The sequence below is a fragment of the Halobacillus litoralis genome, from assembly GCF_020524025.1.
Lineage (GTDB): Bacteria > Bacillota > Bacilli > Bacillales > Halobacillaceae > Halobacillus > Halobacillus litoralis_D.
In genome coordinates this window covers 347,949-368,799 of the sequence record NZ_JAIVKN010000004.1, presented here as the reverse complement: position 1 = coordinate 368,799, position 20,851 = coordinate 347,949, and the positions used below count along the sequence as shown (strand labels likewise).

The window sequence follows — 20,851 nt, the reverse complement described above, 5'->3', positions numbered from 1 at the left end:
CACTTGTCAACTTGATCTACATCTTGGACTCCTTCTTCCGACCCGCGGATCGCCGGATAATTGTTAAAGTATTTTTCATTATCCTCTATTTGATTTTAGCTATCCTTTTTTTGGGTGTGCATTTCCTGTAAATCAAACCCGCTCCCTTTATTCAAAGTAAGTGACACCTTTTCTGCTATTGTTTTTTGTATACCCCTCCTTCTTCAGATTTCCTGAACTTTTTTATCATAATAAACAAATGACTTTTCATTTTCGTTTGTTTAGGCAATAATGGACATTAGCTATCCTCTTGAAGGAGTGAAAGATATGATAGAAAAAGAACAACATGTACTTGTTATATTCCCACATCCTGACGATGAAGCCTTTGGTGTATCGGGAACAATTGCATCTTATATAAACCAGGGAACACCGCTCACCTATGCTTGTTTGACATTAGGAGAAATGGGAAGAAATTTAGGAAAACCCACATTTGCAACCAGAGAGTCTCTACCTGAAATAAGACGTAAGGAATTAAATAAAGCAGCCGAGGCTATGGGAATTGATGATTTGAGAATGATGGGCCTGCGTGATAAAACCCTTGAATTTGAAGATGATACACAAATGAAAAATATGGTTCGGGATTTAGTGGAGGAACTTAATCCTTCTTTAGTCATAAGTTTCTATCCAGGATATGCCGTTCACCCTGATCATGAAGCGACTGCGCGCGCTGTGGTAAGAGCGTTACGTGAGATTGACGAGAATAAACGTCCGAAATTCCATGCCGTGGCATTCGCTAACGATACCGAGGAAAACCTCGGAAAACCAGATGTCGTACATGACATCAGAAGCGTGCAGGAACAGAAATTAAACGCTATGCGAGCGCACATTTCCCAGACAGCAAGAATGCTTGAAATGTTGGAAGAAGGCATTAAGGCAAAGGACCCGGAAGCCTTAAAGTGGGTAACGAACGAAAGGTTTTACACATATGATTGGCAGAACGATCATGTCCAATAGAGGTCGGCTCTTAAGAGCCTGGCCTCTTTTCTTTTTTAAGGTAGTGCTGTGAAAGTCTTGTCACAAGACTGTCTAAAATCACTCCCCTCTGTCTATGATGAAGATGATATTCTAGAATATAGGTAAAGGAAAGGAGAGAGAGCAATGAAAAAATTCATATTCCTGGCATGTGCGCTTATCTGCCTATTTATTACAGCTTGTTCCTCTGAAGAAAAAACGCCTTCATCTGAAGATGAAAATACAGCGGAAATACCAGAAGTTGAAGTGACGTTTGAACAGACGCCTCTTCCGGTTAATAAAGAGACAACGATAAAAGCTAAAGTAACTCAAGGAGGAGAGCCTGTTACAGAAGCCTCTTATGTGAAATTTGAGATTTGGAAGAATTCTAAAGGACAGGATTCCTCTGAGACGATAGAAGCGCAGCATGAAGCAAGTGGAATTTATAAAATTAAGCAAACCTTCAATGAGGAAGGAACATATCAAATCATTGCCCACACACAAGTGGATGATCTTCATGTCATGCCTCAAAAAGAAGTGACTGTAGGAAAACAAACGCAATCCAGTGTTGAACATCATGAGGATACCAATGGCAGATTTATGGTAAACCTAATGACAGACCAAGTGTTTAAAGCAGGAGAAGAATCTACGCTTATTACCCATATCAATCACATGGAAGACCCTTTTACTGAAGCTGAAGTCCGATTCGAAATCAGCTCTGATAATCTGGACAAACATATCTTTATAGATGCTGAAGAGAACGAATTAGGCGAATATGAGAGTACTTATACATTCCCTCAAGCGGGGCAGTATACAATCAACATCCACTACGAAAAGCCAGCAGAAGAAATTCATGGACATCAGGAACAGACAGTTGAAGTAACGAAATAAAAAAAGCCGCCTCTTATATAAGAGGCGGCTTTTTTAAAATTAAACGTCTGTATTTTGAAGTTTCTTCTTCTTAGCCATTTTCTCACGTTCATTCTTGTTTAGATATTTCTTGCGAAGTCTTACACTTTCTGGAGTTACTTCACAATACTCATCGTCATCAAGATATTCAATCGCCTGCTCTAACGTCATCTGACGGGTTTTCTTAATAGTGTTGGTCGTATCTTTGTTAGCAGAACGAATATTCGTTAAGTGTTTTTCTTTGGTAATGTTGACAGTAAGATCGTTCTCACGATTATGCTCACCAACAATCATTCCTTCATAAACTTCTGTACCAGGTTCTACAAAGATCGTCCCGCGATCTTCCAAGTTCATAATCCCGTACGTAGAAGCTTTACCTTTATCAAGTGACACAAGAACTCCTTCGCGACGACCACCAACCTGGCCTTTTGCAAGGGGTGCATACCCATCAAACGTGTGGTTAAGAATACCATAACCACGTGTTTGTGTCATAAATTCAGTCGAGTAGCCGATTAAACCACGGGAAGGTACGAGGAACTCAAGTCGGACTTGACCATTTCCATCGTTAACCATGTCCTGCATTTCACCCTTACGGTAGCCAATGGATTCCATAACGGCTCCTTGATACTCTTCAGGAGTGTCAATCTGCACACGTTCAACTGGCTCACAAGTAACCCCGTCGATTTCCTTCAAGATAACTTTTGGTTTAGAAAGCTGCAATTCGTATCCTTCACGTCTCATGTTTTCCACAAGAATAGAAAGGTGAAGCTCTCCACGACCAGATACAGTAAAGGCATCAGGAGAATCTGTTGGATCTACACGCAAACTTACATCTGTTTCCAGTTGAGTCATCAAGCGTTCTTCGATTTGACGAGAAGTTACATACTTTCCTTCGCGTCCGGCAAAAGGACTGTTGTTAACAAGGAATGTCATTTGAAGCGTCGGCTCATCAATACGTGGAATTTCCATTGCGTTCTGATGTTCAGGTAAGCAGACAGTTTCTCCTACGTTAATGTCTTCCATACCTGCAAGAGCTATAATGTCTCCTGCTTTTGCTTCTTCGATCTCGACACGTTTTAAGCCGATAAAGCCAAACAGCTTAGAAACACGGAAGTTTTTCACTGAACCGTCTTTCTTCATAAGAGAAACCTGCTGTCCTACCTTAATCGTACCATTGAAGACACGCCCAATACCTATACGGCCCAGGTAATCATTATAATCAAGTAATGTAACCTGGAATTGCAGTGGATCTTCTTTCGTATCGACAGGTGCAGGAATATTATTCATAATCAATTGGAAGATCGGGTCCATTGTTTCCTGCTGAGTGTCTGGTTCATCACTTGAAGTTCCGTTCAATGCAGAAGCATAAACTACCGGGAACTCCAACTGCTCATCGTCAGCACCGAGTTCAATAAAGAGGTCAAGAACCTCATCTATTACTTCATTAGGACGAGCATTTGGACGGTCTATTTTGTTTAACACGACAACTGGCGTCAATTTCTGTTCAAGCGCTTTTTTCAATACAAAGCGAGTTTGAGGCATACATCCTTCATATGCATCTACAACTAAAAGCACACCGTCAACCATCTTAAGAATCCGCTCAACTTCACCACCGAAGTCTGCGTGACCAGGTGTATCTAAAATGTTGATGCGTGTATCGTTATAATTGATCGCGGTATTTTTCGCTAGGATTGTAATGCCGCGTTCTTTTTCCAAATCATTAGAGTCCATGGCGCGCTCATCGACATGCTCGTTATCACGGAAAGTCCCGGAATAGTGAAGCATTTGGTCAACCAACGTAGTTTTTCCGTGGTCAACGTGTGCGATGATCGCTATATTACGAATATCATCTCTGTGTTGCATGAAGCACACACCTCTTTCGTATCACAAATTATTCAACCGTTCTATTATAACATAGTTCGATTAGTGTCGATACCTGATTTACTCAGACTTAACTTATATGTTCCAAGCGTCCATCCCTCAGCATGTCCTCTTCCTGTATGAAGTAAGATGATGGTTGATTTGAAACCTGCCCAATCATAGATTTGGTGAAAGTCCTGATGGCTCATTGCGTACCTGGTACCATTACGAGTAAAATAAACAACAGTTCATACCTGGTATCAATATTACCTTTTCCGGGTCCAGGTATTCAGTATTCTAGTGAAATTGGGTGTAAAAATGAAAACAAAACGAACAGGGGATTGGCTGGAAGTCATAATCCCTGCTAAATGGGATGGTTACACCATTGAACGGATATTAAAAAAAGAATGGAATGTCCCTCGAAAGTTAATGCACAGTTTTCGTTCTAACCGTGAGGTAACCCTGAATAACGAAAATCCGCATTGGAAAACAGCAGAAGCAAAGACCGGGGATGTGCTTCGTATCCGGCTGTTCCGCGCTCAACCTCTTGAGGTTACGCCAACGTATATGGATCTTGAAGTCATCTATGAAGACGATCATCTACTCGTTGTAAATAAACCCGCAGGTGTGTTTACACATCCAAACAAGCCTGGAGAAGATGACACGCTTGTTAATGGTGTGGCTTTCTATTTCCAAATGAACGGAATAGAGGCGACCCCCAAATATGTACACAGATTGGACCGGGACACATCCGGCGCCATTCTATTTGCTAAACATGACTTAGCCATTGCTATGCTGGGCAAAGATCTGCAGGAGAGGAAAATCAAGCGTACCTACCTTGCGTGGGCACACGGTAAGCTGACCCCTTCAAAAGGAAGCATAGTAGAACCTATCGGAAAAGACCGCCATCATCCTGTACGTCGTCGTGTATCGAAAGGTGGACAACACGCTGAGACTCACTATGAAGTGCTTACGTATGATAAAAAGAAGAAAATCTCTCTTGTTAAACTGCAGCTTCAAACAGGACGTACCCATCAAATCCGAGTTCACTTAAGTCATGTCGGTCATCCTCTTGTGGGGGATATGATGTACGGAGGTACAGGGAATTATCATTATAAACAAGCCCTTCATGCTGCCCGTTTAACCTTCATTCACCCTTTTACAGAAAATGAAATTCACTGCTTAGCTATGCCTGCATCTGATTCGCCTTTGTTTACTCCAGAACATGTGGAATCTTTAGAATAGAAGTATAAGGAAAAGCCGCTTCAGATTAGAGCGGCTTTCCCTAAATAATTATTCACCCTGAATTGATTGATACAGAACATCATATTTCTCAGCGCACTGCAGGTCTAATTCTGTAAGACCCTTCGCGTTCCAAGAAGTAAGTTTCAAGGTTACCATCTTATAATCAATACTGATAAAGGGGTGATGCTGAATCTCTTCGGAATATTCGGCCACATGGTTAACAAATTGAACCCCTGTCAGAAATTCTGTGAAACGGTAGCGCTTGGTAATGAATTTACCCTCTGTTAATTTCCAATCAGCTAACTGGGAGACGCGTGACTCTTTCTCATCTTCCGGTATTCTTTTTTCTTCCATTCTTCTCTCCCCCTTTTATTTACTTAATTCCATAAACTCTGTAAGGTCCGCTAAGCATAAGTCCAGGGCGTGTTCCCAGAACTTACTTTCTTCTAAATCAACTCCAAGATGTTTCTTCGCTAACTCTTCTACTGTCATTCTACCTGTATCCTGAAGTAATGCGATATACTTGTCTTCAAATTCAGGTCCTACTTCTAACGCTTTAGCATAAATGCCCATGCTGAACAAGTATCCAAATGTATAAGGGAAATTGTAGAACGGTACATCAGTAATGTGGAAATGGAGTTTTGAAGCCCAAAATGTTGGATCATATTCCTCTAAAGTTTCAACATACGCTTCTCTTTGTGCCTCGGTCATCAGTTCATTGAGTCTCTGAACGGATACAACGCCTTTTCTCCGTTCTTCATAAAACCTTGACTCAAATAAAAACCGTGCATGGATATTCATAAAGAAAGCTACACTCCGTTGTACTTTGTCTTCCAACAACGTGATTTTTTCTGCTTGACTAACTGCCTCTTTAACAGCTGCATCGGCAACGATCATTTCTGCAAAAGTTGAAGCTGTTTCCGCTACATTCATTGCATACCCTTGATTGAGGACATGTAAATCATTCATCACATGCTGATGGTAAGCGTGACCAAGTTCATGAGCTAATGTAGCAACACTCGATGGGCTTCCAGAATAAGTCATAAAGATTCTTGTTTCCCCGCTATCTGGAAAACTCGTGCAGAAACCTCCTGGCTGCTTTCCAGGGCGGTCTTCAGCTTCAATCCAGCTTTGTTCAAAAGCCATCTCAGCAAAATCTGCCATTTTTGAACTGAACTTTCCGAACTGCTTAATAATAAATTCTGCACCTTCTTGGAAGCTCATTTTATTTTCCGTTTGACTTATAGGCGCTTCCACATCGTAAAAGCTCAATTGATTAATTCCCAGCAGTCCGGCTTTCCTTTTTATGTAGGGAATATAATACTTTTTATAATCGGTAATCGACTGCCACATCACTTGTAACGTTTTCTCACTCATACGATTATAATCAAGCGGTTCTTTAAGAGTATTTTTCCAGCCTCTATGTTTGTAAGCCTGCAGACGAAAGCCTGACAGATGGTTTAAAGTCTCACCAAAAAGATCGGATTGCTCTCCCCACGTTTCTTGAAGCTTCTCAAAGGCCTCCTTTCTAACTTCACGACTCTGTGAATCCAGTTTATTTGCTGCCTGCCCGACAGATAAGTTTTCCCCATCCATAGTGATTGAAAGTTTGGAAACAAGACGATCGTACATGTGTCCCCAGGCGTGATAACCGTCTACCCCGAGATCATTGATTAGAGATTCCCGACTCACATCTAATTTATCCTTAGCCATCTGCCTCCGTTCATTAAGAACGAAAGTAAGCTGTTGAAATGGTTTTTGATTTATCATGGAGTGCCATAAGTCCTCATCTACCTGGACCAGCACCTGATCAAGTGTTGTCAGAGCATTCTCTAAACGAGCCCCTAATTCACTTCTTTTTGACTGCCATGCTCCCGCTTTCTTATCGTGTATATCCTGTGCGCTCAAACAACTTACAAAAGCACCAAATTCGCCCAATTCCTTAGTTGCGAGCTGCACAAGTTCTAAAATAGAAGCAAGCTCTTCTGTCTGGTCTGTATTCCTCGGCGTTGTGAATGATTCGACGAGGTCTTCCAATTCACGTAAATGCTCTTCTGTTTTCTGTACATAGGCTTTTAATTCTTCAGAATCACTCCCCCCTTGGAATATTGAATCCAAGTCCCAGGTATTAGAGTAGTTAGACATAAAATTCCCCTTTCTAAATGTAAAAGCTGCCAGGTTACCGTCCTCATTATATCAAAGTTCCTTTTCACTGCACCGGCTGGATCGTTTCGAGATAGACCCCGGACAATTAAGAAGTAATATAAAAGACACTAAATTGTAATGAAAATGAAACTTTTCTGCAAATTTATACGTCCTATATATTAGAGAAAAAATTATTACTTAAAAATCCTATCCATTTATAGCTGTTGAATAGAAAGGAGCTTTCAAAATGAAGAAAAAGATTGACTATAACAGGACAGAAATTGCGAGCGTTGCAGGTGGTTCAGTCGTTCTAACCCTCTTCCTTTATCTAGCAATTTCTATACTATAAATAAAAAGCTCCTGCCCTTTAATCGGGGCGGATCTTTCTTCTTCCAGATGGTTTTGATTAGAAGTCCATATCCTTCCTCATTATAATAGAACATAGTCTATTTAATAGAGGAGGAAAGGATTTGTTAAAGCATCATTCCGGCTATCAGACCATGTTGCAAAAAGATAAGATTTCATTCGGACTTACTGTTCCTATGGAAAACTATGATCAAAACCCTCCACAGATGGTTGACCAAGTTTACAAAGCCCAACAGGCCGAACAATTGGGATTCCAATGTTTATGGTTCCAGGATGTCTTATTGGAAGACCCGACCTTTGAGGACCCTGCAACCGGGCAGATTTTTGACAGCTTGATCTACCTTACTTATTTAGCATCCCAGACAACCTCAATTCATCTGGGAACAGCTGCTTTAGTTATGCCTTTACGACACCCTCTCCGTACCGCTAAGGAAGTTGCAAGCATAGAAAGGCTCTTCCCTGAACGTCTAATGCTTGGAATATCTTCTGGAGATCGACGGAAGGATTTTGAAGGACTCAACATTCCGATTATGGAAAGGGGAGAATGGTTCCGAGAGGCTTTTCACTTTTTTGAAGATGCTCTATATCACGAATTCCCACAATTAAAATCTTCTTTTGGTACATTGAATAAATCGAATGTAGTGCCTAAACCATCCAATCGTATTCCCACATTCATGACGGGATATTGCCAGCAGACATTGGATTGGATTGCAAAATATGGGGATGGGTGGATGTTTTATCCGCAGCGGCCAGAACAGCAGAAGCAGACCATCCAGCAGTTTCAAAACAAAGTAAAAGAGCATCATGGAGATGTTTTTCGTCCTTTCTTTATGCCGCTTCCATTAGAATTAACCGAAGACCCTTCTACGGAACCTCAGAAAATCCCTGCCGGTTATCGAGTTGGAAGAAAAGGACTGATAGACCTGCTGGAACAATATCGATCCATAGGTGTGAACCATCTGATGTTTGGTCTATCCAAAAATAAACGGCCCGTTGGAGAAATCATGCAGGAGCTTGGTGAAGAAGTCATTCCTTTCTTCTCATAGATGACTTGTTAGAAAAAGGAGATAAACTCCACCTCTCCCAGATGTATAAATATTTTTGAACAGAAAGAGGTTTACAATGAAACCCGAAATTATGCTCGTCGGAACATTCAACATGGCCATGCACCCTAATGTGATCAATAATCAACAAGACGCGATTCAAACTGTCGTTCAATCTCTTAATAAATACCATCCAACGAAGATTGCAGTGGAAAAATCCTTTCTTATTCAAAAAGAACTGGATCGAAAATATAAAGAATACCTTAACGGAAGGCTTGTTCCAACTTACGATGAGGTAGAACAGCTGGCCTTTCCTATAGCCAAAGAGCTGGGCTTATCAGGCGTTTATCCTATAGATGAAATAGTAGACATGTCTTCCCCTTCATTAAACCAGGTCTTTGAATGGGCCAAGGAATACCAGCCCGGACTATTCAGGGAAATTCTCACGATTCAAAGTCGGTTAAAAAAAATGGAAAAAGGAAACCGAGTACAAGACATACTTCGTTACGTCAATGACCCGCTCTATATACAGGAATTAAAAAAAATCTACATGAAACTTACTCGTGTCGGCAATCAACAACATCAAGTGGGTGTGAATTGGTTGAAACAGTGGTATCACCGGGATTTGGCAATAGCCGCCAATATATCAAGAATCGCTGAACAAGAAGATCGGATCCTTGTCCTTATCGGGGGAGACCATCTGCATTTGCTTGAGCAGTTCATCTTAGATAGCGATGACTTCCATATTCAATCTGTCCAACCCTATCTTTAGAATAAATAAAAAGCCTCCCTCATTGCTCTTGCCAATGAGAGAGGCTTTTTTATTCATTTCGCATTAATCATCGTCTCTTTTATCTTCCAGTGCTTCCAAAGCGGAGCGCTTTTTCTTTTTCTTGCGATTTTTCCAGCGTTTAATATGAATTGTACTTGGTTCATAGTCATCCGACTCGCGTATGTCCGTATTGGATGCTTTCATAAATGACCAGGCGAGCAGGAACATGATGATAATCAGCGGGAAACCACCCACAATACTCGCTGTCTGAAGTGTATCCAGACCACCCAGGAACATAAGAGCTAATGGCATTAAACATAAAGCAAAAGCCCAGAACAGACGGTTCCAACGCAAAGGTTCTCCTTCTACATTCTTCTGAACAACAGATGCAAGAATATAGGAAGAAGAATCAAATGTTGTTGCAAGGAAAATAATGGCAAGAACGGTAAAGATTAGCACCATAAACTTGGCTAATGGCAATTGATTAATAATCTCCACGATTGTCGCCGGTGCTCCATTTTCATTCATAAAGGTAATCGCATCAAACTGTCCTGTAAGCTGCATGTATAAACCGAAGTTCCCCATGATTCCAAAGAACAGAATACATCCAATCGTACCATAGATCATGGTTCCAAGAACCATTTGGCGAATGGTACGCCCTCTGGAAATCCTCGCTACAAAGAGTCCGACAAATGGTGCATAAACAAGCCACCAGGCCCAATAGAACACTGTCCAGTATTCAGGGAAACTTGTCTTTTCAAATTGTCCCAGGTTTCCAAATGGCTCCATCCATGTTGCCATACGGAAGAAATTATTCGCAAGCATACCAAGAGATGTAAATGTCGTTTCACTAATGAAGCGGGTTGGTCCAAAGATGAAGACAAATGCTAGTAAGAATAGTGACAACCACAGATTCACATCACTCAGGACTTTGATTCCACGTTTTAACCCTGAATAGGCACTGATTGCAAATATGAGGGTACACAGAAGCATGATTACTGTTTTCATCCCTAAATTTGCTGGAATACCGGTAAGGTTGTTCACACCTTGAGCAATCATAGGCGTTCCAAGAGCAAGGGTGGTACCCGCTCCTCCTAACAATCCGAACATAAATAGAACATCAATAATTGTTCCAATAGGTCCATCAACTCTATCTCCTAATACAGGTCGAACCGCTTCACTAACTTTAAGAACTGGTTTCTTTCGTACATAATAAAAGTAAGCAATTGGCAGTGCAGGCAGTGTGTAAATAGCCCAGGCTATTGGCCCCCAGTGGAATATTCCATAAGTAGAAGCCCACTGAATTGCTTCTTTGGACTGCGGTTCCACACCGAATGGAGGCCCTTGGTAATAATAAACCCATTCTATGACAGCCCAATACAATATACTGGAACCGATACCAGCAGCGAAAAGCATAGCTGCCCAGGAGAAAGTACTAAACTCTGGTTTTTCACCTTCGTCACCAAGTTTAATCGATCCGTTTTTACTAAATGCTACATAGATAAGAAAAGCGAATATCACGAATCCAAGAATCATGTAAAGAACACCGAAGTTCTCTGTCATGAATGTATTCGCTTGACTCACCACTTCTTTACCCCCTTCAGGGAAAAGAATAAGCGGAATAGTAACGCCCAACAGTAAAATTAGTGCACCAATAAACGTAGGCCAATCAATCAATTTCGTCTTCAAATGACATACATCCTTTCTAGATTTTCATTATGTAGTTTGTTCTGCAACAGGCAAACCCATGCAGGGGGAGAGGAGAGGAATTAATACGCAGGAAAAACACACGTTTTTCATTTTAACAAGTGTAAAGACACAATTCAAATGTCAATGAGACACATATACCCTATATATATAGGAAGTAATCCTTAATGAATAGGATGTTACGCATATTAAGGATTCATTCGTAAGAAAAATATTCATAAGAAAACATGGGGAGGTGAGTGGATGAAGAAGGTGAAAAGAACGTGGATCGATCACTGGGACCCTTTGTATGTACCGCTATTGAGTGCTGTCCCTATTGAGAGTTGGTTATTGGTTAAAACTCCTCCCTTTACCAGGGCAGAGATCAGTTTATATATACTCGGCATTTTATTTTTGTTTTTTTCTGGTTTTGTTGAAACAGGCAGTGAAGAAGAAAAAAAGAATAAATTATTCGGCTATCTCTATCTTTTGGGCGGACTTTTATTCGGAACGATCGGATTATACCGCTGGCTGATCTAACTTAGATAAAAAACAGCCAGGGGAATATCATCGGAATAGTAATGATAATTGTTACGATCAGCCAGGCACTTGAATCATCACTAGTAACTTGTTTACGATAGGACATTGCCCATGCTAAAAGAAGCAATACTGTCATAACGATGCTTCTTAGGTGAAGGTCTCCATCCTTATTATTCATAAAAATATATACACCGCCTTCAACGACGAGCAATATACCGACGAGGGGATTAAAGATATGGGTAAACCATTTATTCATAAGTGCTCCTCCTAATAAATCTATGTTCACATTCTTCCCAAGTATAGTACATACTCATTCGTTTAGGAAGAATTGTCCGGAAGTATACATTTACGAGAAATGAAAACGAAAGATATCACCTCTTCCCTGTTTTTCGAATCGTTTTGAAAGGAATATTATATCCTCTGATAAGAAATATATAAGTACACCTTATGATAAGGAGCAACCGTGAAAAAACGATATTTAAAAGATTGCAAAAACTCTGTATACTTGTTTAAATAAGTACTTATACACTCCTTTGTAAACAAACTTACAGCATTCAATTTTTAAAAAGAAAGGTGAGCAGCATGTCTAACATTAATGAACAGATGCAGAAACACATGGATAAGAATAAAAACAAGGCCCGACTGCTCGTAAGCTGTCCTGATCAACCCGGGATCGTTTCGAGTATTTCTACATTTTTATATGAACATGGAGCAAATATCGTAGAATCAACACAATACACCACACATCATGAAAAAGGCACTTTTTTTCTCCGAATTGTGTTCTCAGCTTCTGATATAAAAAAGAAAGAAGAAAAGTTGAAACATAATTTCAAGGAGATTGCTGATCAATTCCATATGAAATGGCGCTTAACCTTTCTACATGAATTAAAAAGAACCGCCATTTACGTTTCAAAAGAACTTCATTGTTTAAGGGAGCTGCTTTATGAATGGGAAAACGGGGATCTCATGACAGAAATCCCTCTTGTAATCAGCAATCATGAGTCAGCGAGAGGGTTGGTGGAATCATTCGGCATTCCTTTTTATTACATCCCGGCGAATAAAGAGATTCGAGAAGAGGTAGAAGCTGAACAATTGGAGCTGATGGAGCAATATTCAATTGATTTAATCGTTTTAGCGAGATATATGCAGATACTGACACCCCATTTCGTCCGTACACATCCATCAAAAATCATTAATATCCACCATTCTTTCTTACCAGCCTTTATTGGAGCCAACCCCCATAAAAGAGCTCATAAGCGTGGAGTTAAATTAATTGGTGCAACCTCTCACTACGTAACGGAAGACTTGGACGAAGGTCCAATTATTGAACAGGATGTCATGCGTGTGGATCATCGTAATGATGTGGAGGATTTAAAAAGGAAGGGTCGCTTAATTGAACGACGCGTGCTCAATCGTGCTGTAAAATGGGATTTAGAGGACAGGGTTATTGTTCATGAAAACAAAACCATAGTCTTATAAAAAGAGATAAAACCATGCTCCAGGAGCATGGTTTTATCTCTTTTTCATGAAATTTTTAATACAGGACACATAGGATGATATAGACTCTAATCTGGAGGTATCATTATGATTCATACGGTCCAACCTGGAGAAAATCTTTACCAAGTCTCAAGAGATTATCGAACTCCCTTAAGTAATATCCTTGCTGTCAATATCATCCCGAACCCAAACCTGATATACCCTGGGCAAAAGATTAAAATCCCAGGTTTCCCACCCACAGAGACAATGGCTTATAAAATAGATGTTTCAATCAATGAACGGAGGTTAAGATTATACAAAAATGGACAAATTCAAAAACAATACCCCATCGCTGTAGGTCGAATGTTATACACAACTCCCACAGGAAACTTTATCATAATAAATAAAGCGCCTAATCCCGGTGGACCGTTTGGAACAATGTGGATGAGTTTGTCTAAAGAACATTACGGCATACATGGAACAAATAATCCTGGTTCAATAGGCAAAGCAGTTTCCAAGGGCTGTATACGGATGTACAACAGAGATGTAGAAGCTCTCGCCAAAACCATCCCGATAGGCACTCCAGTTTCTATTCACTTATAGATAGACAGACGTTATTATTTTTAAACCCGGCGTATCTATAAAAAACTCCCGGCAATTGTCGTGAAGCAATGAGAGAATTCCACAGTCTCCTTTCTCCCTCATTCAAGCAAGCGGTCTAACTTACACCCTTTTTTAGGTTTACAATCACCTTGAACTGAGCCAAGGGAAAGAATAAAGAACATCTCCCTACTCTCCCACTTCTTTTGTACTTGTCACTTCAACACCATTTAAAGCTTGGGAAGCGAGGCGGTCCGCTTCTCTGTTGTTCTTTCTTGATACAAGGGAAAATGTTGGTGTAATTCCCATATCAGTCAGTCCATTTTCTACTCTGTCCGCCCATTTCAAAAGTGATTCTTCCATTGTGGGCCACTCATCATTTAATTGATTAATAACAACTTGAGAATCTCCAATAAATGTCACAGGAAGGTGACCGACGCCTAATAGATGGAGTTCTTTAATAGCCAGATGCAAGGCTGCATACTCTGCTTCATTGTTTGTTTCAAGTTCATCAACGAGGGTGTTTTTACGTAAGCGCATGGATTTTCCGTTCTGGTCATAATAAATGACACAACCTAAGCCAGACTTTCGGTTTTCTATATCAAAACCTCCGTCAAAATACACACGAATATTATGAGGTTCTGTTTCCATGTCCTCGAGATATTTTTTCAGGTCTTTAAGCTTCCAGGTCGTATCATAGTTGTCTACGAATGTCATATGGACTGCCCTGCCTGTCTTTTCTAAATCCTGCGCAATCAACAAAGCCTGCCCAACTGTCATTTCTTCAGACTTAAAGAAGGCTTCTGTCTTTTTTGGTGTCTTATATGTAAATTCAATATAGATTTTCAACCGCACCTCAACCTTTCGCTCTTAGCGTTTTTTTACCTTGTTACAATGATTTGTAAAAACCCGTAGCTTTCCCTTGAAATCCATAGTGACGATAAATTTGATGCGCAGTCTGCCTTTCGTCGCGATTTCCACTGTTCAACATAATCATCTTTGCCCGCTTATCTCTTCCCCACTTTTCAGCAGCATCCATTAAGCTTCGACCTATACCTTCTCCTTGATATTCTTCTTTTACAACAAACGCAATAACTCTGACATGAAGATCATCGGAGTGATAGGCGTAACTTAGTGTCATTCCAATCATTCCTTTTAAATAATCGTCGTGTTCCCATACAAAAGTTTGATATTCTGATCGATTAAGGATTCCTTCTAAACGAAATTTCATCTGCTCTTTTGTGGTTGGGTAGCCTAATTCCTCCATCAATGGTACTATAGCAGCCGCGTCTTCATAACCAATCGTTCGTATCATGCTTATCCTTCCTTTTTTTTATGAAATTAACACAAAGCCCCTCAATTTCATACCTATTTTACTCTTATCATTGGGACCCACCTAATTTCCCAAAACCCCTGAAAACTATGCAATTGAGATAAGGAGACTGACTTGGAATCAACAATTACGTTTTCCAGGTTCAAGAATAAAAAAGACCTGAAGAGGATATATCTTCAGGTCTTCTTCCTTATTTTACGATTTGTTCCTTTTGTCGTAGTTCGACTCGTCTGATTTTCCCGGAAGTGGTTTTCGGAAGCTCCTTGATAAACTCTATTTTTCTAGGATACTTATACGGTGCAGTCAGATTTTTTACATGCTCCTGTAATTTTTTAGTTAAGGATTCACTTCCTTCATAACCATCCTGAAGAACAATATAAGCCTTCACTACATTCCCCCGAACTTCATCAGGGCTTGCTACGACTGCACATTCACGAACAGCAGGATGTTTAACCAACGCATCTTCTACTTCAAAGGGACCGATGGTATAGCCGGAACTTATGATAATATCATCACTCCGCCCTTCAAACCAAAAATAGCCATCCTCATCTTTTTTCGCTTGATCCCCGGTTATATAGTAATCTCCGCGCTGGGACATCTTTGTACGCTCCGTATCCTTATAATACTCTTTAAACAATGCAGGTGTATCAAGGTGTACAGCGATGTCACCTACTTCCCCATCTTTAACCGGTTCGCCCATTTCATTAATGATCTCTACACGATTTCCCGGTGTCGGTCTTCCCATAGATCCGGGACGTACCTCCATATCCTTCATAATACCAACCAATAGTGTATTTTCCGTCTGTCCATACCCATCTCTGACAGTAACATTAAAGTAATTCCTGAACGTTTCAATAACTTCCCGATTTAGTGGCTCTCCTGCAGAAACTGCACTATGCAGTCCCTTAAGCTTGTAGTCACTTAAATTGTCTACTTTAGCCATCAATCGGTATTCAGTAGGTGTACAGCAAAGGACGTTCACATTATAATCGTCCATTATTCCAAGGTATTTCTTAGGATCAAATTTCCCTTGGTAAATAAGCCCTTTCGCTCCTGTACAAAGGACAGATAAAAAAGGACTCCAGATCCACTTCTGCCATCCCGGACCTGCGGTTGCCCATACAGTATCTCCATCCTGAATGGCCAGCCATTTGTCTGCTGCGGTTTTCAAATGGGCATACCCCCATCCATGAGTATGAACAACACCCTTAGGATTTCCTGTTGTCCCTGATGTGTAAGATAAAAAGGCCATGTCGTCTTTAGAAGTATCCGCCAAAGCCATCTGATCACTATAATCTTCCATTAATGAGTCCAGGTCCCTCCATCCCTCTTTTCCTCCACCCACTGAAAAAGGCAGGACTTGATTAAACTCTTGAATACCCTGGAATTGATCTGTATAAGGGTGATAGCTGACCACACCACGAACTTCTCCATGTGAGATACGGTATTGCAAGTCTTTTGTACGAAGCATTTCTGAACTTGGAATAACGACAAGTCCAGCTTTTAGAGCTGCCAGGTATACTTGATAAGCTTCAATTAGACGCGGAATCATAACAAGAATTTTATCCCCTCGCTGCAGACCGGCATCCAAGAAAGCGTTTCCAATTTTATTCGCTTTTTTTACTAATTCACTATATGTAACTTCATTCTTCTCCCCTTCTTCATTCAGCCATAACAATGCTTTACGATTGGGATCCTTCGCATACTTTTCAACTTCTGAAACTACGTTATACTGCATTGGAGCAATTAATTCTTCTCTTTTCATATTTCCCCTCCTCAATTGTTGAGCGACTGTTCAGTTTGCTATTTATATTATACCAACTTTTCTGAACATTTCAATTTTATTCAGGGATCTTAATCACGGATAAATGTTTGAATTGACAGATAATTATCACTTCTCATATACTAACAGTAACTATATGTTAGGAGTGATATTGAATGGAAGCCCGCCCTGTAAAAAAGCAGAAGGTTCAACCTAATGCTTGTGTCCTAATCATATCTGCTTCCATGCTTCTGTCTTTCTTTGCATTGTCTTTTCTCACCGATAATTATAATTATTTCACTGCCTCTATGCTGAGTGTAATCATTATAAATCTTACCGTACTAGCTGAAGAATATCGCCAACATAAAAAAAGAGCCGTTAAGAAACATCGGTCCACTTAAAGGCTCTTTTTGATTGGTATATGTTTAGTTTTTCTATCACTTTCATTCAAGCATAAACTCTCCAGACTTCCTTCCATGTGCTGATTCATCAGTGATAGCAGCTGGTTAATGTCTTTTTTTCTTAAGGCGTTTATTATTAGTTCGTGTTCTTTTATACGCTTATCTTCGTCAAGATTTTCATCGAGAAATACATCATACAGCATAAGGTAGACATTCATTTGGTTTAGAATCCGTTCGGTAAAATCAATAAGAAAAGGATTATCTGTTTTCAAGGCTAACGTCATATGGAAACTTTTATTTACATCCAGGTACTCCAAAATGTCTTTTTTTGCATAGGATCTTTTTTCACGCTCCAACCATTCTTCAAGTTGAGCCAAATCCTGCTCGGTCATTTGATTATACACACGCCAGAGCGTCATTTTTTCCAAATGACGTCTCATATCAAATGCCTGCTGTATTTCCTCAATTGTCGGTTGTACGACAAACGCCCCTCTATTTGAATAAACCTTCACGAGTCCTTCGGTTTCTAACTTCTTAATAGCATTCCTAATTGGAGTTCTTGATACGTCCAATTCCTGACCAATGTTATTCTCAACCAATTGGCTACCCGGCGCAATTTCTTTAAATAAAATCCTTTTCTTCAAGTAATGATACACATCATCTGAACGCGACTGTTTTTCCTTAATCGTTTGGTTCACCGTCCGATTCTGGATGATATCCCACCTTTTATGCGAGCCGCTTAAAGTTTTCTCCAAGAATTTCATTCATGGAATGAACGGTAATAAATGCCTGCTCATCTACAGATGTCATATACTTCTTTAAACGTGTATAGTCTTTGCGATTAAGGATTGTTGTGATTACTTCTTTATCTTCTTGATTGAAGGCACCTTTTGCCTGATGGATGGTTGCTCCGCGCCCAAGCTGATTAATGATAAAACCTCTTACAAGCTCGCTTTCCCGGCTGATGATAACAATTTCCTTATTATCCTCAAACTGCTGGAGCATATAATCAATAACCAGACCATTTAAGATGACGCCAAAGAATGCATACATACCAACGGTTGGACCAAATAGGAAGATCGATGATGTTGCAATGGCAATATCCGAGAAAAGAACCCCTTTCCCAACCTCGATAGAGAAAAACTTATTAAGAATCATAGCCAGGATGTCAGTACCGCCGGTGGAGGCTCCCTGATGAAATACTAAGGCCATACCAGAAGCAGCAATGATTTGTCCGATAATAAGCTGAATCAATAGGTCATTACTCAAAGCTTCCTGCATAGGGAAAAACGACTCAAGTCCCCACACCATAAATGATAAAGCAAAACTTGCGTATATGGTTTTTAAACCAAATTGAAAACCTAAGAAAATAAACCCAACTATAAATAATAGTACGTTTAAAATAATCATAATCATTCCAAGGGACAGATCGGGAAACACTTTATTTAAAACGATGGATAGACCACTTACTCCACCGGTAGCAAGGTCGTTGGGAGATAGAAAGAAATGTACGTTTATGGCGACTCCTAGTACACCTAAATTCATTAAGAGAAATGACCATACTTTTCTAAGCATCAGAAAGCCTCCTTTTATGTTGAAAAGATAAAAATAATGTCGAACGAAATTGTAGTACAATCGGGATTATAGAGCCCATACAGACGTTTGTAAACAACTTTCTATGTAAAAAATAGAATCTTTTTTTGTAAACGTTTGAAGATCAAAGATTCTGAAATTAATCCCGAAGAGAAGGCCAGGAAAAACATAAAAAAACATCACCATATAATTATAGTGATGTTCTATATCGACTCTTATCTTGGCAAATGAACAAAAACTGTCGTTCCTTTACCTATTTGACTCTCGTAATCGATGACCCCGTTTAAATCAGAAACAATTTTCTTCGTCACCATAACTCCAAGCCCCGTCCCTTTTTCTTTTGTAGTAAAAAAGGGCTCTCCGATTTTATTTAATTCCTGTTCGCTGAGTCCTGGGCCATTATCTGTAACGGAAAGCGTTAGATGAGTAGTAGACATACTAATATTGACCCCGACTTCGCCACCTACGTCTACCGCATCGATAGCATTTTTAACGAGGTTTATTAGAATTTGATTTAAACGTTTTGGTTCTGTTTCAAACTTTTCCATATCCGTTTCACACTCAAACAACAACAAGATTTTCTTTTCATTCGCTTCAGGTTCTAACAGTCTTAATACATACGAAACAAGCTGCTCAGGGTCTACTTCTTCTAATTGAATAGAAGATTTAGGTTTGGAAAGCATCATAAAATCCTGCACAATGGCTTCAATTCTATTCACTTCATCTAAAATGATTTCCTGGTAGTTGTCCCTCAACTCAGGATTAGCCGCACCAATTTGAAGAAAGCCTTTGATTGCTGTTAAAGGATTTTTAATTTCATGAGCAATACCAGCGGACATTTGTGTAATTGTTGATAACTGCTGCGATTTTTCTCTCAGTTCAAGCATTTCCTTATATTCTGTAACATCTTCATGAATGCCTAAAATATAGGATTTTCCATGGTAATCTACAGGAAAGCCTTTAGTTCTAATCCACTTGTAAGTGCCTTCCGGGTTAATAATACGGTAGTCAACTTCACACTCTTCCTGTTTCATACGGTCCAGAGCATCAGTAAAACTATCCCTATCGTTCTCATGAATGGAATGAAGAATGATTCTAGGATCAGAAAATACCTCATGTCTGGAAATTCCAAAAAGCGATTGGAATGCAGGACTGATGTAATGAACTTCTTCATAATCCGGCTGACTTATCCAGAAAACATCTGTCATGTTATTGGCCAGCAGGGCAAAGCGTTCTTCTGAATCTTTTAATGCCTGGAGATGCTTATTATATTGGGTGATATCCTGGAGGAATACGGTTATACCAAGCTCTGTCGGATGAACCGTCACTTTAACTTCCAAGTTCGTTTCTTTAATACTGCCCTCAAATTCTACTGTTTCCTGGGTCTCCATGGCTCTTAAATAATGTTGAAAAAAATCATAGTGTTCTTCTATCGAAAAAATTTCCCACAATTTTTTATAATAGTTCTTGAAAAAAGGGACCTTCGTCAACTCTTCCATTTTTGGGTTGGCATAGGTGACTTCCCAATTGTGATTAATGACAGCAAGCCCGTGTGGAAATTTATCTACAATATGCGTCATCCTGTGCTTTATTTGAGAAGACGTATAATCAGACAGATGCAGGAGATTGAACTTCCCCATGATTCGGTTAGGTGTTTCAGAAGGAAGTTCTTGAAGATGATCCTCCTGTGAGGGAAGTAAAGGTTCAAAAGAAAAGCTCTCCTGTTTGATTCCTTTTAAAGAGAAAGCAATTTGCCCATTGGTCAGGTGTACCATTGTGCATTTATACTGCTGAAAGTTGTCCCTATCGGTTAATTGAACAACAAACTCTCTCAGGCCTTCTGTTAGAACCTGATGCAAAGCCTGCTGTAGACGATGTTGTCCAGTATGACGGAAGCTGCGGACCCACTGCGAGAAAGACATATCGGTTTCTTTCAATTGAAGAGCTCCTTGCATTTCTTGATTAAGTGTAACCGTTTGCATTTTTAAATCAAGCAGACATGCCGGTGTACCATTCAAACTCAGAACATCCAAAATCTCGCCGCTATGAACTTGGTCAGAGTACCTCTCTCTTATTACCAATATTAAGACCTCTTTCCTTTTATCCGTTCAGTATTTTCCAGTATTGATA

Annotated in this window: 20 protein-coding genes; 9 read left to right on the top strand and 11 right to left on the bottom strand. The window is 39.9% G+C overall.

Going from position 1 to position 20,851, the window contains the following annotated elements:
• Window positions 1-306: 306 nt before the first annotated feature.
• Together bshB2 and LC036_RS15970 are read left to right on the top strand one after the other, a co-directional pair.
• Window positions 307-993, top strand: a complete 687-nt coding sequence (gene bshB2 / locus LC036_RS15975) for a bacillithiol biosynthesis deacetylase BshB2 (RefSeq protein ID WP_226585003.1) — start codon at window positions 307-309, stop codon at window positions 991-993.
• 144 nt (window positions 994-1,137) lie between these two features.
• A complete protein-coding gene (locus tag LC036_RS15970) occupies window positions 1,138-1,881 on the top strand; it encodes a FixH family protein (protein WP_226585001.1) in 744 nt (247 codons plus the stop codon).
• A 39-nt stretch (window positions 1,882-1,920) separates the two neighbouring features.
• Here the strand turns inward: LC036_RS15970 and typA are convergent, their stop codons facing one another.
• Window positions 1,921-3,762: a translational GTPase TypA gene (gene typA / locus LC036_RS15965; RefSeq protein WP_226584999.1), complete on the bottom strand. Its 1,842-nt coding sequence runs from the start codon at window positions 3,760-3,762 to the stop codon at window positions 1,921-1,923.
• Between the two features lie 315 nt (window positions 3,763-4,077).
• Here typA and LC036_RS15960 point away from each other — a divergent pair, with 315 nt between their 5' ends.
• Window positions 4,078-5,004, top strand: a complete 927-nt coding sequence (locus LC036_RS15960; protein ID WP_226584997.1) for an RluA family pseudouridine synthase — start codon at window positions 4,078-4,080, stop codon at window positions 5,002-5,004.
• Window positions 5,005-5,052: 48 nt separating this feature from the next.
• Here LC036_RS15960 and LC036_RS15955 read toward each other — a convergent pair whose 3' ends face one another.
• A complete protein-coding gene (locus LC036_RS15955; protein WP_226584995.1) occupies window positions 5,053-5,358 on the bottom strand; it encodes a 4a-hydroxytetrahydrobiopterin dehydratase in 306 nt (101 codons plus the stop codon).
• Between the two features lie 15 nt (window positions 5,359-5,373).
• On the bottom strand, window positions 5,374-7,149 hold the full coding sequence (locus LC036_RS15950) for a M3 family oligoendopeptidase (RefSeq protein ID WP_226584993.1): 1,776 nt from the start codon (window positions 7,147-7,149) through the stop codon (window positions 5,374-5,376).
• A 500-nt stretch (window positions 7,150-7,649) separates the two neighbouring features.
• Between LC036_RS15950 and LC036_RS15945 the strand changes: the two genes are divergently transcribed.
• Window positions 7,650-8,561, top strand: a complete 912-nt coding sequence (locus LC036_RS15945; RefSeq protein ID WP_226585233.1) for a TIGR03571 family LLM class oxidoreductase — start codon at window positions 7,650-7,652, stop codon at window positions 8,559-8,561.
• Window positions 8,562-8,637: 76 nt separating this feature from the next.
• On the top strand, window positions 8,638-9,330 hold the full coding sequence (locus LC036_RS15940) for a DUF5694 domain-containing protein (protein WP_226584991.1): 693 nt from the start codon (window positions 8,638-8,640) through the stop codon (window positions 9,328-9,330).
• Between the two features lie 63 nt (window positions 9,331-9,393).
• On the opposite strand, the gene LC036_RS15935 is transcribed toward LC036_RS15940, so the two are convergent.
• Window positions 9,394-11,019, bottom strand: coding sequence for a BCCT family transporter (locus LC036_RS15935; protein WP_226584989.1), 1,626 nt, complete (start codon window positions 11,017-11,019; stop codon window positions 9,394-9,396).
• Between the two features lie 261 nt (window positions 11,020-11,280).
• Between LC036_RS15935 and LC036_RS15930 the strand changes: the two genes are divergently transcribed.
• Window positions 11,281-11,556, top strand: a complete 276-nt coding sequence (locus LC036_RS15930; protein WP_226584987.1) for a hypothetical protein — start codon at window positions 11,281-11,283, stop codon at window positions 11,554-11,556.
• Between the two features lies 1 nt (window position 11,557).
• Here LC036_RS15930 and LC036_RS15925 read toward each other — a convergent pair whose 3' ends face one another.
• Window positions 11,558-11,812 carry a hypothetical protein gene (locus LC036_RS15925; RefSeq protein WP_226584985.1) on the bottom strand — a complete coding sequence of 85 codons (255 nt, stop codon included), beginning with the start codon at window positions 11,810-11,812 and terminating at the stop codon, window positions 11,558-11,560.
• 326 nt (window positions 11,813-12,138) lie between these two features.
• On the opposite strand from LC036_RS15925, the gene purU reads away from it, so the two are divergent.
• Window positions 12,139-13,035 (top strand): formyltetrahydrofolate deformylase, encoded by an 897-nt coding sequence (gene purU, locus LC036_RS15920; protein WP_226584983.1) that lies wholly within the window; start codon window positions 12,139-12,141, stop codon window positions 13,033-13,035.
• Window positions 13,036-13,140: 105 nt separating this feature from the next.
• A complete protein-coding gene (locus LC036_RS15915) occupies window positions 13,141-13,635 on the top strand; it encodes a L,D-transpeptidase family protein (protein ID WP_226584981.1) in 495 nt (164 codons plus the stop codon).
• Between the two features lie 186 nt (window positions 13,636-13,821).
• Here LC036_RS15915 and LC036_RS15910 read toward each other — a convergent pair whose 3' ends face one another.
• The 3 genes from LC036_RS15910 to mbcS all read right to left on the bottom strand — a co-directional run bounded on the left by LC036_RS15910 (window position 13,822) and on the right by mbcS (window position 16,730).
• Window positions 13,822-14,481, bottom strand: coding sequence for a reverse transcriptase-like protein (locus tag LC036_RS15910; RefSeq protein WP_226584972.1), 660 nt, complete (start codon window positions 14,479-14,481; stop codon window positions 13,822-13,824).
• Between the two features lie 40 nt (window positions 14,482-14,521).
• Window positions 14,522-14,947, bottom strand: coding sequence for a GNAT family N-acetyltransferase (locus LC036_RS15905; RefSeq protein WP_226584970.1), 426 nt, complete (start codon window positions 14,945-14,947; stop codon window positions 14,522-14,524).
• A 208-nt stretch (window positions 14,948-15,155) separates the two neighbouring features.
• On the bottom strand, window positions 15,156-16,730 hold the full coding sequence (gene mbcS, locus LC036_RS15900; RefSeq protein WP_226584968.1) for an acyl-CoA synthetase MbcS: 1,575 nt from the start codon (window positions 16,728-16,730) through the stop codon (window positions 15,156-15,158).
• A gap of 173 nt (window positions 16,731-16,903) precedes the next feature.
• Between mbcS and LC036_RS15895 the strand changes: the two genes are divergently transcribed.
• Entirely contained in the window at window positions 16,904-17,128 is a 225-nt protein-coding gene (locus LC036_RS15895) for a hypothetical protein (RefSeq protein WP_226584966.1), read from the top strand.
• Here LC036_RS15895 and LC036_RS15890 read toward each other — a convergent pair.
• The 3 genes from LC036_RS15890 to LC036_RS15880 form a co-directional block, all read right to left on the bottom strand.
• Window positions 17,125-17,826 (bottom strand): GntR family transcriptional regulator, encoded by a 702-nt coding sequence (locus LC036_RS15890; RefSeq protein ID WP_226584964.1) that lies wholly within the window; start codon window positions 17,824-17,826, stop codon window positions 17,125-17,127. The genes LC036_RS15895 and LC036_RS15890 overlap by 4 nt on opposite strands.
• A gap of 28 nt (window positions 17,827-17,854) precedes the next feature.
• Window positions 17,855-18,703 (bottom strand): YitT family protein, encoded by an 849-nt coding sequence (locus tag LC036_RS15885; protein ID WP_226584962.1) that lies wholly within the window; start codon window positions 18,701-18,703, stop codon window positions 17,855-17,857.
• Between the two features lie 233 nt (window positions 18,704-18,936).
• Window positions 18,937-20,754, bottom strand: coding sequence for a PAS domain-containing sensor histidine kinase (locus LC036_RS15880; protein WP_226584960.1), 1,818 nt, complete (start codon window positions 20,752-20,754; stop codon window positions 18,937-18,939).
• Between the last annotated feature and the right edge of the window lie 97 nt (window positions 20,755-20,851).